Source organism: Archangium primigenium, from assembly GCF_016904885.1.
Taxonomy (GTDB): Bacteria; Myxococcota; Myxococcia; order Myxococcales; family Myxococcaceae; genus Cystobacter; species Cystobacter primigenius.
Genome location: NZ_JADWYI010000001.1, coordinates 8,687,682 through 8,703,162, shown reverse-complemented (window position 1 = coordinate 8,703,162; position 15,481 = coordinate 8,687,682). Strand labels below are relative to the sequence as shown.

Here is a 15,481-nt window from a genome sequence, read left to right as displayed (position 1 = left end):
CAGGCCTTCGATGAATCAGACGTCGGCGATCAGATCGCGCGGACGTTCTGCGCCTGCAGGCCCTTGGGGCCACGGGCGACGTCGAACTCAACCCGCTGTCCCTCCTGGAGGGAGCGGAAGCCGTCGGCCTGAATCGCGGTGTGGTGGCAGAACAGATCCTCGCCGCCGCCCTCCTGCGTGATGAAACCGAAGCCCTTCGCGTCGTTGAACCACTTCACGGTACCAGTTGCCATTTACTCGTCTTCTTTCTTGTCCGGGCGCATGAGTTGCACCGGAAGCCGCTTCGCATACGAACGCAGCGAAGCCGGTGTGTCATACTTCGTAACGCTTGGGAAGAGGGGAGATGTAAAAAAGTGATCTATTCCTTCTCCACCGCCAGGCGGCCCGAGCGGATGGCCTTCTGGAACAGGCCGTAGTCGCGCTCGGTCTGGTCCGCGTAGGCCCGGGCGAACGCACACAGCGCGCGGTCGAATGTCTCGCTGCGTCCGAGGTAGCCCCGCAGCACGGCGGCATCGCCTCCCCGGGCGTGGGCGCGGGCGAGCGTGCGCCCACACAGGGCGGCGTACTGGCGCAAGCCCCGGGGCGACAGCCGCTCCACGTCCGTGGAGCCCTTCATGTCCCGGAGCTGCCGCACGTAGAAGTCCCGTCCGCCCACGCGGCACCAGCCGAGGAAGATGTCGCACGCGGCCTGCATGAAGCGCTGCCCCTCCACCACGCGCTGACCGGCGTTGGTGTACGCCGTCTTGCCCGCGAAGGGCTCGAGCACCGAGGCGTTGGCCTCCTTCACCTGGAGGAAGAGCGGGTCCTCCGCGTGCGCGCCCAGGAGCAGCGCCAGGTAGCAGCGCGTGCCCACGCTGCCCACGCCCACCACCTTGCGGGCCACGTCCACCATCGTGTAGCGCCGCACCAGCGTGCTGCGCTCCCCGGAGAGCGTGGACAGGTAGCCGTCCCCCATGACCTGGAGCACCTCGGCGAGCAGCTCCGCGTCGTCGCGCCGGGTGTGCGCCACCAGGGGCGGGTCGTCGATGATGCAGCGGCGGCCCTCGCGCAGCTCGGTGAGCTTGGGCAGGGTGGCCAGTTGGGTGCGCCGGCGCGCCTGGGCGAGTGTCTTCTCCGCGCTCGCGCCCTCGTGCTTGTAGAGCGTGTCGCGCAATTCCTCGGCGTCCACCCGCGCGTACCACACGTCCAGGAAGCTCCAGTGCGACAGGGTGTTCATCCACCGCCGGTACTCGCGCGCGCACGCCTCCACCGCCGCCTCGCACTGGGACTCGGAGTCGCCATGGGCCCGGCCCGCCACCCACACGCTGGCGACCAGGCGCTTGAGGTCCCACTCCCACGGCGCGGGCAGCGTCTCGTCGAAGTCGTTCAGGTCGAAGACGAGGTTGCGCTCGGGCGTCGCGAACATGCCGAAGTTGGCCAGGTGCGCGTCCCCACAGGCCTGGACCTTGATGCCCACCGTGGGCGTGGTGGCCAGGTCGTTGGCCATGATGACGGCCGAGCCGCGCAGGAAGCTGAAGGGGTCCACGCTCATGCGCGCATGGCGGATGGGCACGAGCGAGCCGAGCCGTCCCACGTTGGACGCCTCCAGCAGGGCGATGGGATCCGTCCGCTCGCGGCCCGCCTTCCACTGGGCATGGGTCTCGCGGGGAAACTTGTCGCGGAGGATCCGCCCCTGCCGCTTGCGCTCGGCGCGCACGGGGATGTGATCCGGCACGAGCGGCGGGCCCTGCTCCGGTTCGGTGAGATCCTGTTGGACCTTGACGCGCCGGGAGGGGCGGGTGGCGTGGAGGGCGTTCAGACGACGGGTGGCGCTACGGGCCCGGGAACGAGACGGCATGTCCGAAAGGTAGGCACTCGCGGAGCATGGGACAGGAGGGGTCGCCCGGATGCCCCCTTGGCCCCGGTGGCCCGGGCCGGTTCCCGGAGGGGCTCCCCGTGCCTACCCTGGACGCCCATGAAGACGGCCTCCACGACCTCCGACTCTCCTGACACGAAGTCCTCCGCGCGCCGCGGCGACCGCGCCCTGATCGCCCAGTTGGAGGCGCGCTTCCGCGAGGTGACGCTCCTCCTCTACGACACGAGCGTGCCTCCGGCCGAGCTCAGCGAGCGGCTCGCGCCCTACATGGCCGAGGACATCGTGTTCGTGGACCCCTGGCAGACGGGCGGGGGTCGCGAGACCTACCGGCGCGGCGCGGAGGGCTTCCACCGCATGCTGCGCTTCGACTTCGACATCACCCAGCTCAACGTCCAGCTCGAGGAAGGCCAGACGCGGGGCCGCGTCCTCGTGGACGGAATCATGAACCTCAAACAATTCAGCTGGCTGTACACCTACCCGCTGCGCACCTTCCTCGTCTACGAGTTCTCCCTGGAGCGCACCGAAGACGGGCAGATGCAGCCGCGCATCCACTTCCACGAGGAGATGTGGAGCCTGGGGGACATGATCGCCGCGGTGCCCGGGGTGAACTGGTTCTACACCAAGGTCTTCCGGCCCGCGTTCAGCGTGGGCTTCCTCGCGGCCTCGGAGTTCTACCGTCGCCGTGAAGCGCATCACCCCCCCAGCACGGCGCACTGAGCGCCGCGCGGGAGGGGTGGGGGACTCCCAGGGTCGTCTCGGGTCCGGGACTAGGCGGGCAGGGTGCCGTTGCCGGACTCGATCGTCTTCCAGAAGCTGTTCACCTTGTCCACGTAGGTGGCGTCGCCCGTGCCGGCCGGCAGCGCGCGCGGGTCGTTGCGGTCCACGCCGTTGGGGCCCGAGTTGTAGCCGCGCAGCGCCAGGTCCCAGTTGCCGCCGAACTGCTCGTTCATGTCCTTCATGTAGAAGGCGCCCGCGAGGATGTTGGTCTCGGGATCCGCCAGGTTCTTGCCCTGGAGCTCCGGGTGCTTGGCCTGCAGCTCACCGAAGGTGTTGGGGTTGACCTGCATCAGGCCCGTGTCCGACAGGCCGTTGCCACCGTTGGTGGTGATGGCCTCGATGTTGCCGCGCGACTCCTGCCAGATCTGCCCGGCCAGCATGTTGGCCGGCACGCCCGCCTTGGCCGCCGCGGACTCGATGGCGCCCTTGAACTGATCCAGCTGCTTGGGGAAGCCGGGGCCGAGCTTCGCGTCACCCGAGCCACCGCCCGAGCTCACGCCGTTGCTCGCGCCGCCCGCCGCGCCCGCGCCACCCACCGGAGCCGGAGCCGCCGCGCCACCCACCGGGGCCGGAGCCGCCGCGCCACCCGCGCCGCCCACCGGAGCCGGAGCCGGAGCCGCCGCGCCACCCGCCGCGCCACCTGCCGCGCCGCCCGCCGCATCCAGGCCACCGGCCGCCGCGTCATCGCCGAGCTCGGGCACGCCCCCCTCCAGCAGATCCTTGAGCTGGTTGAGCGTCTCGACGAGCTGCTTGGCGCCCTCGAGGAACTGCTGGAGACCGCCGCCCTTCTCCGCGCCGCCGAAGCTGTCCTTGAACAGGTCGCCCAGGGGGTTGCTCGCCGGGCTCGTCTGGCCCGGGCAGCAGCCACCGGCCTGGATGGACGTGGGCCGCGCCTCGCTCACCGCGGACTCGATGTTCTGCTGGGGGATGCGGAAGGCGGCGTTGCTGTTCGACAGGGACGAGATGGACATGGCGGGAGTCCTCGGGGAAGGCGAAGTGGGGTGAACCGATGCTCTGACCTATTGCAGTCGGTGTGCCAACCCCGGATGCGCGGAAGTCCTCGCGCAAGTACCTGTTTTCCTTGAGGCCCTCCGGGTCTCCCCCGGTGACTCCAGGCCGTGCGGGGTGGGGAGGGGGCCCCGGCCCCTGGTGCCTGGTGTCATCCCATGGTGACACCCGTCACCACCGGGCGGTGACTACGGCTTCACGGTGGTGACGAAGCGCCGGGTCTCGCCCTCGACCTTGAGAATCACCGCCTCCTTCACCGCGTCGCGGTGCGCGTCCAGGTTGATGGTGCCGCCCACGCCGGGGAAGTCCCGGGTGGCGGCGAGGGCATCGCGCACCGCGCGTCCCGACAGGTCCGGCGCGCGCCCGATCGCGTCGATGGCCAGGCGCGCGGCGTCATAGGCCAGGGCCGCCACGCTGTCGGGCGCCTCCTTCCACTCGGCCTTGTAGCGGGTGATGAAGTCCTGGGTGCGCGGGTCCGGGTTGTCCACCGCGTAGTGATTGACGTAGTAGCCGCCCTCGAGCGCGCCGCCGCTCAGCTCGAACAGCCGGTCCGACTCCCACCCGTCGCCGCCGAGCAGCGGCACCGCCAGCCCCAACTCCCGCGCCTGCCGGGCGATGAGGGCCACGTCCGTGTAGTACCCGGGCACGAAGAGCGCCTGCGGCTTGAGCTTCTTGAAGGTGGTGAGCTGCGCGCGGAAGTCCGTGTCCCCCTTCGAATAGCTCTCCGTGGTGAGCACCTGGCCCCCGCGCGCGACGAAGGCCTCGCGGAACGTGTCCGCCAGGCCCACCGAGAACGCGCTCTTGTTGTCCTGGAGCACCGCCACGCGCTCGAACTGGAGCGTGTCGCGGGCGAACTTCGCCATCACCCCGCCCTGGAAGGAGTCGATGAAGCAGACGCGGAAGATGTAGTCGCCCTTGCGCGTGACGTCGGGATGGGTGGACGTGGGGGTGATCATCGGCACCCCGGCCGCCTGGGCCTTGTCCGCCATGGCCAGGGAGTTGGAGGACGCGGCCTCGCCGAGCACCACCACCACCTTGTCCTGACTGATGAGGCGCATGGCCGCCTGGGCCGCCTCCTCGGGCCGCCCCTGGCTGTCATAGACGCGCACCGCGAGGGGGCGTCCCTTCACGCCGCCCGCCGCGTTGGCCTCGCGCACCGCCATGGCGATGCCGTGCTTCGCCGACTGGCCGAAAGTGGCTTCACTGCCCGTGAGGCTGCCCACCTGCCCCAGCAGGATGGGGCCCTCGGCCGCCGGGCCTCCCGTGCTCGCCGCCGCGGGGGTGGGGCTCGCCGGCGCGGGCGCGCTCTTCTTCTCACACGCCGCGCTGCTCATGAGGAGCACGGCGACCATCAGTCTCGGGAACGGACGCATGCGGCCTTCTAACGCGGTGGGCCAGAGGACGCCGGGTGAGACGAGGAGGGTTTCTTGCCCACACGGTAGGGAAAGTGCGGAGAAAGTGCGGAGACAGGCAACTTGCCGGGCGTGGGGACGACAATGGAAATATCCACGCGCCGCCCCCCCGCGGCCGTTCTCAGAGGCCTTCGTGATGCTCCTGCGCTCGACCACCACCGCTCCCCGCCCGCTGTCCTCGTCGCCGGCCCCCACGACCGAGGCCCCGCGCGCTTCCGCAGTGATCTCGCGCGGTGCCGCCGCCAGCGTGGACAGCTTCACGTCCGCGGCCAAGCCGCGCCCCACGCCGGGCCCGACGACGCCCACGACGCCCACGACGCCGGGCAAGGGCGGCTCCACGGACGGGCTCAAGGACAAGGCGCTCATCAAGGCGCTGCACGACGCGGCGGCCCAGCACAAGGACCTGGGCTACAACCAGGCGCGCAAGGTCATCTTCACCGAGCTGGACAACCACGACGGCAAGGTGGAGTGCGTGTACACGGGCCGTGAGCTCGCCACGAACAAGATTCCCAACAGCAGCGACATGAACACCGAGCACTCGTGGCCCCAGTCCAAGGGCGCCACGGGCGCGGCCAAGAGCGACCTGCACCACCTGTTCCCCACGGACAGCAAGGCCAACTCCATCCGCAGCAGCTACCCGTTCGGCAAGGTGGTCAAGGACGTGAAGTGGAGCCAGGACGGCTCGAAGCTCGGCAAGGACGCCAACGGGCAGACGGTGTTCGAGCCCCGGGACGAGCACAAGGGCAACGTGGCGCGCGCCCTCTTCTACTTCTCCACGGTGTACGGCAAGCCCATCCCCGCCGGGGACGAGGCGGTGCTCAAGCAGTGGAACCAGATGGACAAGGTGGACGCGGCCGAGGTCGCCCGCAACGACGCCATCCAGGGCTACCAGGGCAACCGCAACCCCTTCGTGGATGATCCCTCGCTGGCGGATCGCATCTCGGACTTCTAGGCTCTCGGCCTGAATGGACGCTTCTTCCAAGGTATGGGCGCTCGTGCCCGCGGAGTCCGGAGTGCCGCTCGCCCAGGTGGGCGGCGCGCCGGAGCCCGCGGGCGCCGTGCGTTGGCCGGTGTGCGCGACGTGTGGCGCCCCCATGCGGTTTCTCTTTCAACTGCCGCACGTGCCGGGCCGCCTGGACCTGGCGCCCCACGCGGCGCTCTACGTCTTCCAGTGCGAGAACCCGGACACGGTCTGCTTCCGGTGGGACGCGCACGCGGGCGCCAACGCCGTGGTGGCCGTGGTGTCGGGCCCGCCCTCGGTGACGGGCGCGCCGGCGTCACCCGCCGCGCTGGAGCGGACGCGGCTGGACTTCACGCCCGCCCAGGAGGACACCGAGGCCCTGTCGGTGGACGTGAACACCGCCACGGACGCGCAGCTCGAGGCGCTCGACCGGGCGCAGGCCGAGGCCCCCGAGAGCAAGGTGGGCGGCGTGCCCGTCTGGGTGAATGGCGAGGCCGAGCCCACGTGCTGCGGCGCGCCCATGCGCTTCGTGGCGCAGCTCGCGTCGCTGCCCTTCGGACTGGCCTTCGGGGACGGGGGCCGGGGCTACGTGTTCCGCTGCGCGACGGGCGCCTGCGGCACGCCCTTCCGCTTCCTCTGGCAAGGCGCCTGAAGCGGCGCGCGGGCCGTGCCTGGAATGGCACGGCCCGCGGGGACTACTTGCCCACGCCCACCGCGGTCCAGGCGTCCTTCACCTTCTGCAGCTCCACGGACCTGGCGCCGTAGAGGTCCGTGGCCGCCTTGAGCGTGGCCTCGCGCGCCTGGGCGAAGGTCGTCTTGGGCGTCATGTACGTGGTCAGGGCGCGGCCGAAGATCTTCAGGCTCTTGTCCATGCCGATGCCGCCCTTGACCTCCAGGCCGGAGGTGCGGTTCTTGCCGCCCTCGGTGAGCAGGTAGAAGGCGTTGTTGGCGATGCCGCTGGAGCCGTGCACCTCCTGCTGCTTCGGGTAGTCCTTGTAGTTGTCGATGGAGTACCCGTCCTTCTTCGGGTCGTTCATGTAGCGCAACCCGTCCTCGTTGCTCCCGTTCTTGGGCGTCCACGCCGCCTCGCCCACGGTCCAGTTGAACTTCACCCCGGGGTTCTTCTGCGAGGCGTACCACTCCACGCCCGCGCCGATGATGTCGCTGAAGGACTCGTTGAGGCCGCCGGACTCGCCCTCGTACACGAGGCCCGCGGTGCGCTCGGTGAGGCCGTGGGCGATCTCATGGCCGGCGATGTCCAGCGTGGTGAGCGGGCCGGCCGTCTGCCCGTCGCCATCGCCGTAGTTCATCTTCTCGCCGTCCCAGTAGGCGTTCACGAAGTTGTTGCTCACGTGCACGTAGGACGTGAGCTTCTCGCCCGCGTTGTCCAGGGAGTTGCGGCCCAGCACGTCCTTGAGGAAGTCGTACGTCATCTCCGCGCCGTAGTGCGCGTCCACCGCGGCCTTGGCGCGCGGGTTGTCCGTGGCCTCGCCCCACACGTCGTTCTTGTCGGTGAACTGCGTGCGCCCCGAGGCCTGCTCGGCGTTCTTGGCGTCGTACGTCACCACGCCCTTGCCGCGCGAGGTGTCCTCGAGGGTGTAGGTGCCGTCGGCCTTCTTCGTGGTGGAGAGGTCCACCTTGCCGCTGTACATCGTCTGATCATCGGCCTTGCGCGTGCCGGGCGCGGTGGGCGCGGACGGGGCCGCCTCCGACGGAGCGTGGGCGCCGTGGCCGCCGTGGCGTCCCGCGGAGAAGCCGTCGATCTGATCGAACTGGCTGAGCAGCTTGCCGGTGTTGGCGTCCAGCATGTAGTTCATCTGGCGCGGCAGCTCCTCGCCGGACGTCTTGGAGATCTCCACGCGGTAGGCCGAGTGGTACGTGCCCGAGGCGTCCTGGTAGACGGTGCGCTCCACCGCGGGCTGCTTGTCCGGCTTCTCGCCGAAGGCCTCGCGGCCCAGCTGCTCGGCCTGGGCGGGGGACAGCTTGGGCGTCTCGCGGCCGAGGCCCGCGGGAATCGGGTTCCGCTCGCCCGTGGTGCCCGTGAGCTTGCCGTCCTTGTCCAGGTGGCCGATGACCTGCTCGCCGAAGACCTTCACGCCCTCGTGCCGCCGGTCCAGGCGCACGTGCGTCATGCCGAGCGCATCGCGCTCCACGCTGCGAGGCACGTACTCCTGGCCCGCGGCGCCGAGCGTCGGGGGCGCGCCGGCGTTGAGCCCCGCGAGCGTCGTCTGGATGGCGCCCTGGGCCTCGGCGCTCGCCAGGGGCAGCCGGCCCACGCCCTGGGGCGCGGAGGGCAGCAGGGTGTTCGTCTGACCCGCGGGCGCCTTTGTCGCGAAGCCATCCTGGGCGAAGGGCGAGGCCGCCGGCGCGTCCGTCGAGGTCGCCTTCACGGTGTTCTTCTCCACGGGCGCGGGCGCGGCCTCCGTGGCGGCGGGACGGGGAGTGAGAACGGGACCTTGACCCTCGGTGCGGCGAACGCTCATGGGGGAACTCCACTGCGGGGGATGGTGGAATTATCGCATGGGGCTGTCGCCGGTTGCTCGCTCGGCGAGTGAAATGGTGACGCACTCGCTCGTCGGGGGGCTCCGAGGGGAGGGATGGAAGGAGCCGCCCGACCGCCCGCTCGCCTTGGACCTGGGCACGGCGCGGGGGCCTCCTTACCTCATGGAAGCATGATGCCTCCGAGCCCAGCGGATTCCCTGGTGATGCGCGAGAAGCACTCCACCGAGCATGGGGAGGGCCGTGGTCGGCTGTCGCCCCAACGCGAGGCGCTGCTGTCCGCGCGCATCAAGGACCTGTCCTTGCGGCTGGCGGGCACGCCCCTGGAGCGCAGCATCGCGCAGCTGCACGCGGAGCTCGAGGCCAAGGGGATTTCCTTCAAGCCCCAGTGCTACCTGTCGGACGAGTGGGGATGCCCCTCGGGGGTGCCGGTCATCGGGCTGCCGTTCTACCTGGCGGACCCGAACCTCCTGTCCATCGAGGCGGACCTGGGCGGCGGCGCGGAGACCGAGGCGGAGATCCTCATGTACCTGCGCCACGAGGCGGGCCACGCCTTCAACTACGCCTACCGGCTCTACGAGACGCAGGAGTGGCTGCGCACGTTCGGGGACTACTCGCGCCCGTACCGCGACGACTACAAGCCGCAGCCCTTCTCGCGCCGCTACGTCTCGCACATCTCCGGCTGGTACGCCCAGAAGCACCCGGACGAGGATTTCGCCGAGACCTTCGCCGTGTGGCTCACCCCGGGCAGCGACTGGGCGAAGCGCTACCAGGGGTGGGGCGCGCTCAAGAAGCTGCAGTACGTGGAGGCCATCGTCGCCACGCTCGGCCGCCGGCCGCCGGTGGTGACGCTGGCCACGCCCGACTTCACCACCGAGGAGATGGAGGGCACGGTCCAGGACCACTACCGCCAGCGCGACCTGGACGAGAAGGTGGACCTGGAGCTGCGCGACGCCTTCGACCAGTCGCTGGACGACATCTTCGAGGGGCCCGGCGAGGCGCCCGTGCGCGCGGAGACGCTCGTGCGCGCCGAGCGGCAGCGGATGATGGCCCTGGTGAGTCAGTACTCCGGCGTGAGCCGAGGCGTGGTGCGCGCGCTGGTGGACCACCTCATCGAGCGCACCGCGGCGATGAACCTCTCCCTGCATCCCGACGACAGCCGCGAGGCCATCTGCCGCCTCGTGTCGCTGGTGACGGTGATGTCCATGAACTACCTCTACACCGACCGCTTCTACGAGGAATGACACCCATGGCCTTGTCTCCCCTGCGCATCGCGGTCCTCTACTACCAGTCCGGACAGGACGAGGCCGATCCGGTCGTCGAGCAGGTCTCCCAGTGTCTGAGGGACGCGGGACACACGGCGGTGCCCGTGCGTGTCGACGAGAGCCTGTCGGACCTGGTGCGGCGGCTCACGCGCAGCAACGCGGACCTCGTCTTCAACCTGTGCGAGACCTTCGCCGATGACTACCGGCTGGAGGTGAACGTGGCCGCCGTGCTGGAGCTGGCGCGTCTGCCCTTCACGGGCTCGGGGACGGCGGGCCTGCTGCTCGCGCAGGACAAGGTCCTCACCAAGCAATTGCTCCAGTTCCACGGCGTGCTCACGCCGCGCTTCGCCACCTTCGACGGCCAGTCCATGGTGGCCCATGGCGACCTGTCCTTCCCGCTCATCGTGAAGCCGGCCCGCTCGGATGCGTCCATGGGCCTGGGCGTGGAGAAGGACCTGGAGGGCCTGGCGCGCCGGGTGCGGCTCATCCGCGAGGAGTACGACGACGAGGCCCTGGCCGAGGAGTTCATCGAGGGCCGCGAGGTGTACGTGGGCGTGCTCGGGGACCACACGAAGCCCCAGGTGCTGCCCGTGGTGGAGCTGGACTTCGGCAGCAAGTGGAGCCGCAAGCGCATGAAGATCGCGGACCGGGAAGTGAAGTTCGGCCCCGAGGGCCCCGGCGAGCCCGCGCTGGTGATGCCCAAGGACCTCTCGGACGAGCTGGTGGGCCGCATCGAGCGCGCCGCGGTGACGGCCTTCCGGGCGCTCAAGCTCAGCGACTACGCCCGCATCGACTTCCGCGTGTCCAGCACCACCCGCGAGCCGTACCTGCTCGAGGTCAACCCGAACCCCTACCTCGAGGAGAAGTGCGAGGTGGCCATGGGCGCGCGTGAGGTGGGCCTGTCCTACCCCCAGCTCATCCAGCGCATCGTCGAGACGGCGGCGCGGCGGTGCGGGCTGGGCCAGCAGGCGCGCCCGTCCGCACCGGAGCCCGAGGCGGAGGCCGCGTCCCTGGGCTGACACCGCCCCTCCGGAGCTCTCCCGGCACGAAAAAGCAATACCCGCCAAACGGGTAAATCGTGCTAGGCGACGGGTGGCCCCACCTCGGGGCGACCTGCCGGGAGAGAACCATGCGTCATGTCTTCGGCGCGCTCACGAGCGCGTGCCTGTTGCTGTCCTCCGCCGCCGCCGAGGCGGCCATTTCGGGGGTGGTGCTGAGCAACGACGCCACCCACGTCACCTACCAGTTCCAGTTCACGGGCGCGCCCGAGTTCGTGCGCGCGTATATCGACACGGATCGCAACCCGGCGACGGGCCTCGCGCTGCAGGGCACGGGCGCGGACTACCTGCTGGAGAACGGCTTTCTCTACAAGCACCTGGGGGGCGGCTGGAGCTGGCAGCAGGTGGGCGCCGTGACGCACACGAGCACCAACGGCACGGCCTATTGGAAGGTGGCCCGCGCGGACCTGGGCGAGACGGCGACGCCGAACGACGCGGACCTCGTCTTCCAGACCGAGCCGCCGCAGGAGACGTCCGCCAAATCCACCCACGTCTACAGCGGCGGGACGACGCCGGGCACGGGCACGACGACTTGGTACACGGCGAGCACCGCCACCCTCGCCAACCCCGAGCGCGGCTTCTACCGCTACCCCCAGGACTGCGACAAAGCCGACTTCAACGTCACCACGCTCAAGGGCTACCGCGAGACGCAGAAGATCACCCAGGTGATGTGCATCTTCTACCTGGCGGAGTTCAAGAACGGGCCCATCAGCCAGGCCCAGCTGGATCGCTTCCAGCGCCAGTCGGACACCGTGCGCGCCGCGGGTCTCAAGATGATCATCCGCTTCGCGTACACGCTCAACACCTCGGGGGATGACGTGCCCCTGAGCCGGGTCTCCGCGCACCTGGACCAGCTGGCGCCCTTGCTGAGCAAGAACGCGGACGTCATCGCCGTCGTGCAGGCGGGCCTCATCGGCGCGTGGGGCGAGTGGTACTACACCCAGAACTTCGGCAACGCGGGCGTGGTGTCCACGCAGGACTGGAGCAACCGCAAGGCGGTGGTGGACAAGCTGCTCGCGTCGCTGCCCGCCTCGCGCATGGTCCAGCTGCGCACGCCCAAGTTCAAGCGGACGATGTATGGCACCTCGGCGCTCACCTCCGCGCAGGCCTTCAGCGGCACCGCGGCGGCGCGCATCGGGCACCACAACGACTGCTTCCTCGCCAGCGCCACCGACTTCGGCACGTACGAGAACACCTCGGTGGAGTACCCCTACCTGGCGGCGGAGACCCAGTATCTCTCCATGGGCGGCGAGACGTGCGCCCCCAACCCTCCGCGCTCGGACTGCGCCAGCGCGCTCACCGAGATGGCCCAGTTCCACTACTCGTACCTGAACAACGACTACGAGAGCACGGTGCTCAACAGCTGGAGCAACGCGGGTTGCCGGCCGGAGATCGATCGGCGGCTGGGCTACCGCTTCTCGCTCGTGTCCGCGACCCTGCCCACCACGGCCAGCCGGGGCTCCGTCCTGTCCGTGTCACTGGCCCTCAAGAACGAGGGCTTCGCCGCGCCCTACAACCCGCGCGGGGTGGAGCTCGTCCTGCGCCACGCGTCCACGGGCGCCGTCCACCGGCTGCCCCTGTCCTCGGATCCCCGCCGCTGGGCGCCGGGCACCACCACCACCGTCAGCCAGGGCGTCACGCTGCCTTCCTCGCTGCCCTCGGGCTCCTACGCCGTCCTGCTGAACCTGCCGGACCCGACGGCGTCGCTGAACACCCGCGCGGAGTACGCCATCCAGCTCGCGAACACGGGCACCTGGGAGGCCACCACCGGGTTCAACTCCCTGCAGCGCACCCTGAGCGTTCCGTGACGTCCGGCCGTCTTCCTCCGGTCCTCGCCCTGACGTAAAAGCCACCCCGCGAATCCAGGGAGGCGACATGGCGGTGACCGGAGTGGGTGGCATCTTCTTTCGTGCGCGGGACCCCAAGGCGTTGTCGGAGTGGTACCGCACGCACCTCGGCGTGGGTCCGGGGTGTAACCCCTCTGGCATGGCGCAGCCGGACGACTGGTACTGGCGCACCGCCGCCGGCCCGGTGGTCTTCGCGCCCTTTCGCGCCGAGACGGACTACTGGGCGGCGGACAAGGCGTGGATGCTGAACCTGCGGGTCGAGGGGCTCGACGCGATGCTCGTGCGGCTGCGGGGCTCGGGCATCGCGGTGGAGACGCGCGCGGACTGGGACACGCCCGAGACCGGCCGCTTCGCGCGCATCCACGACCCGGAGGGCAACGCCATCGAGCTGTGGGAGCCGCCCGCCGCTCCCACGCCCCAGGGCTGAGTCACCTCACGGCGCGCGCGGGCCCGCCCCGGGCTTCTCGGCGGTGTAGAGCATGCCCACCGCGCCGGGGCTCGAGCCTCCCACCACGAGCACGTCGCCCGTGGACGTCATCACCGCCTGATGGGCCATGCGCTCCTCACCCATTCGCGGCTGGGGCGTCGAGGTCCGCGTGCGCGGGTCATACAGCTCCACCTGCGTCGGGTATCCGGGGGCTCCGCCCACCACCAACACCTTGTTCGTGGAGAGGCGCGTCGCCGTGTGCCCCTGGCGCGGTGCGAGGAGCTCGCCCTGGACGGTCCAGGTGTCGCTCGTCGGGTCGTACTCCTCCACGGCGCGGTGCGTGGCCGTGCCGCCCATCACGAGCACCCGGCCCCAGGGCAGCAGCACGGCCGTGTGACCCTGCCGGGGGAGGGAAAGACTCGCGGCGGGAGTCCAGGTGCCCAGGGCGGGGTCGTACAGCTCCGCGGTGGGGGTGGCGCGCGCGGTCTCATCGCGTCCGCCCACCACCAGCACCCGGCCCGAGGGCAGGCGCGTCGCCGTGTGACCGATGCGGGCCTGGGCCATCGGCGCCGTGGCGCTCCAGGTCTCGAGTTCCGCGTCGTACACCTCCGCGTGCGCGGTGGGAGCCCTCGACTGCGTCCGTCCACCCACCACCAGCACCCGGCTCGGCGAGAGCGGGGTCGCCGTGTGCTGGGCCCGTCCCAGGCGCAGGGGGCCGGTGGGGCGCCAGGCGCGGGTCTCGGTGTGGTACAGCTCGGCCGAGTCCTCGACGCTTCCGGTCGGAGACTCGCCCCCCGCCACCAGCGTCTGGAAGTACGACAGGGTGGTCGCCGTGTGGTCCCGTCGGGGCTGGCGCATGTCCTGGGCCTTGGACCAGACCTGGGTGGTGGCGTCGTAGATCTCCGCGGAGGGTTCCCGCGTCGGCCCCTGGCCCGTCACCAGCACGTGGACCGCCCCCAGGAGGCTCACGGCGTGCCCTTCCCGGGACGAGCGCTGGGGCCCTGACTGGTTCCACTTCCAGGTCACGGGATCGAACAGGCTCAGCGTGTGGGCGGCGCCGTCGTCCTGGAGGCGCACCACCTGGCCCGAGGTCAGCGACACGAGCCGCGAGGGCCCGGAAGACGGGGCCTCCAGGGTCTGCCACATGAGCGCCCGTGGATCGTAGCGCGCGGTCCATCCCGTGTGTCCCGCCACCAGGAGCGCGTCGAAGGGCAGCCGTACTCCCGAGGCGACACCCCCGGACTCGGCGGGCCCTGGCATGTCGGACCAGGTGTTCGACACCGGGTCGTAGCGCACCAGTCCCGAGCGGGCCTGGGCGATCACCACCTCACCGGAGGGCAGGACGATGACGGCGCGTCCCAGGCCCTCGCGCGGGTACTTGGGGGGAGCGCTGACGCTCCAGGTTTCCGTTTCTGGATCGAAGAGCTCCAGGGGCCGGTCGGCCTCCAGGTTCACCTTCACGACCTTGCCGGAGGGCAGCAGGTGCGCGGTGTGCTCGGCGGGAGGACCCGGTGGCGCGGAAACCGGGCGCCAGGTGCCCGTGAGGGGCTCGTAGAGCTCGGGCGCCGCGCCGGTGGCGTCCATCACCAGGACGCGACCCGAGCGCAGCAGGGTCGCGGAATGCCGCTCCCGACTCGTGGCCATGCTGCCCGTGGCGCTCCAGGTTCCGCTGTCCGGGTCATACAGCTCCGCGGTGGGTGTGCCACCGCCCGCCACGAGGACCTTGCCCGAGTGCAGTGGGGTGGCGGTGGCGTGCGTGCGTTCCCGGTGGACCATGTCCCCCGTGGGCAGGGTCAGGCCCGTGCGGGCATCATGGACCTCGGCGGGCCAGGAGGACTCGGAGAGCACGCCGCCCACCACCAGCAGCCGATCCCAGCGCAAGGCCGCCACGCTCATCCCCTCGCGCCCCCGGAGCAGGGTGTGGATGGCGGCCCACGCGCCGGTGGGCGGAGGCGCGGGCCTCGTCTCGGCTTCCACGTGGACGGTGAGCGCGCGGGACGTGGAGGCTCCTCGGACGTCCTTCACCTGGAAGGTCAGGGTCACCGGTCCTGGTTCGAGCGGCGCCGTCCACTCCGTCTCCAGCTCGAGCGGTGTGCGGAGCGTGCCCGCGGAGGCGACCCAGGAGGACACGCTCGTGTTCGGTCCATCGGGATCATGCGCGCGGGCGCTCAGGTACACCGGGCCCCCGGGCAGCACCCGCTCCGCCGTCGCCGCGAGCGAGTCGATGACGGGCGGTGCATTGAGGACCGGCGTGTCGTGCGGCCCCGAGCAGCCCACGACTCCTCCCCACATCAGACCCACCGTGATCCACGGCCACCTGGCCCCCACCACGCTCGTTCGCATGAACAGCCCCTCTCTGCCCCCACTCCCCG

General features: G+C 70.5%; 13 protein-coding genes. 7 read left to right on the top strand and 6 right to left on the bottom strand.

What is annotated here, in order from left to right; translation table 11 throughout:
- Positions 1-29 precede the first annotated feature (29 nt).
- Entirely contained in the window at positions 30-233 is a 204-nt protein-coding gene (locus tag I3V78_RS35740) for a cold-shock protein (RefSeq protein ID WP_204494973.1), read from the bottom strand.
- 125 nt (positions 234-358) lie between these two features.
- Positions 359-1,837, bottom strand: coding sequence for a DUF2252 domain-containing protein (locus I3V78_RS35735; protein WP_204494971.1), 1,479 nt, complete (start codon positions 1,835-1,837; stop codon positions 359-361).
- Between the two features lie 117 nt (positions 1,838-1,954).
- Here I3V78_RS35735 and I3V78_RS35730 point away from each other — a divergent pair, with 117 nt between their 5' ends.
- Positions 1,955-2,572: a hypothetical protein gene (locus tag I3V78_RS35730; protein WP_204494969.1), complete on the top strand. Its 618-nt coding sequence runs from the start codon at positions 1,955-1,957 to the stop codon at positions 2,570-2,572.
- Between the two features lie 50 nt (positions 2,573-2,622).
- Here the strand turns inward: I3V78_RS35730 and I3V78_RS35725 are convergent, their stop codons facing one another.
- Complete coding sequence (locus I3V78_RS35725; RefSeq protein WP_204494966.1) at positions 2,623-3,603, bottom strand: lytic transglycosylase domain-containing protein; 981 nt, start codon at positions 3,601-3,603, stop codon at positions 2,623-2,625.
- Between the two features lie 225 nt (positions 3,604-3,828).
- Complete coding sequence (locus I3V78_RS35720) at positions 3,829-5,013, bottom strand: ABC transporter substrate-binding protein (protein ID WP_204494964.1); 1,185 nt, start codon at positions 5,011-5,013, stop codon at positions 3,829-3,831.
- A gap of 175 nt (positions 5,014-5,188) precedes the next feature.
- Here I3V78_RS35720 and I3V78_RS35715 point away from each other — a divergent pair, with 175 nt between their 5' ends.
- Both I3V78_RS35715 and I3V78_RS35710 read left to right on the top strand, forming a co-directional pair.
- Positions 5,189-6,004, top strand: coding sequence for an endonuclease I family protein (locus I3V78_RS35715; protein ID WP_204494962.1), 816 nt, complete (start codon positions 5,189-5,191; stop codon positions 6,002-6,004).
- Between the two features lie 13 nt (positions 6,005-6,017).
- Positions 6,018-6,665, top strand: coding sequence for a hypothetical protein (locus I3V78_RS35710; protein ID WP_204494960.1), 648 nt, complete (start codon positions 6,018-6,020; stop codon positions 6,663-6,665).
- Between the two features lie 43 nt (positions 6,666-6,708).
- Here I3V78_RS35710 and I3V78_RS35705 read toward each other — a convergent pair whose 3' ends face one another.
- Positions 6,709-8,496: a M4 family metallopeptidase gene (locus I3V78_RS35705; RefSeq protein ID WP_204494957.1), complete on the bottom strand. Its 1,788-nt coding sequence runs from the start codon at positions 8,494-8,496 to the stop codon at positions 6,709-6,711.
- A 222-nt stretch (positions 8,497-8,718) separates the two neighbouring features.
- On the opposite strand from I3V78_RS35705, the gene I3V78_RS35700 reads away from it, so the two are divergent.
- From I3V78_RS35700 to I3V78_RS35685, 4 genes are all read left to right on the top strand, one after another.
- Positions 8,719-9,756, top strand: a complete 1,038-nt coding sequence (locus I3V78_RS35700; RefSeq protein ID WP_239576899.1) for a putative zinc-binding metallopeptidase — start codon at positions 8,719-8,721, stop codon at positions 9,754-9,756.
- A 5-nt stretch (positions 9,757-9,761) separates the two neighbouring features.
- Positions 9,762-10,796, top strand: coding sequence for a D-alanine--D-alanine ligase family protein (locus tag I3V78_RS35695; RefSeq protein WP_204494955.1), 1,035 nt, complete (start codon positions 9,762-9,764; stop codon positions 10,794-10,796).
- A 110-nt stretch (positions 10,797-10,906) separates the two neighbouring features.
- Positions 10,907-12,643 carry a DUF4832 domain-containing protein gene (locus I3V78_RS35690; RefSeq protein WP_204494953.1) on the top strand — a complete coding sequence of 579 codons (1,737 nt, stop codon included), beginning with the start codon at positions 10,907-10,909 and terminating at the stop codon, positions 12,641-12,643.
- Positions 12,644-12,710: 67 nt separating this feature from the next.
- Positions 12,711-13,109, top strand: coding sequence for a VOC family protein (locus I3V78_RS35685; RefSeq protein ID WP_204494951.1), 399 nt, complete (start codon positions 12,711-12,713; stop codon positions 13,107-13,109).
- A 6-nt stretch (positions 13,110-13,115) separates the two neighbouring features.
- Here I3V78_RS35685 and I3V78_RS35680 read toward each other — a convergent pair whose 3' ends face one another.
- On the bottom strand, positions 13,116-15,452 hold the full coding sequence (locus I3V78_RS35680) for a Kelch repeat-containing protein (RefSeq protein WP_204494949.1): 2,337 nt from the start codon (positions 15,450-15,452) through the stop codon (positions 13,116-13,118).
- Positions 15,453-15,481: the final 29 nt, after the last annotated feature.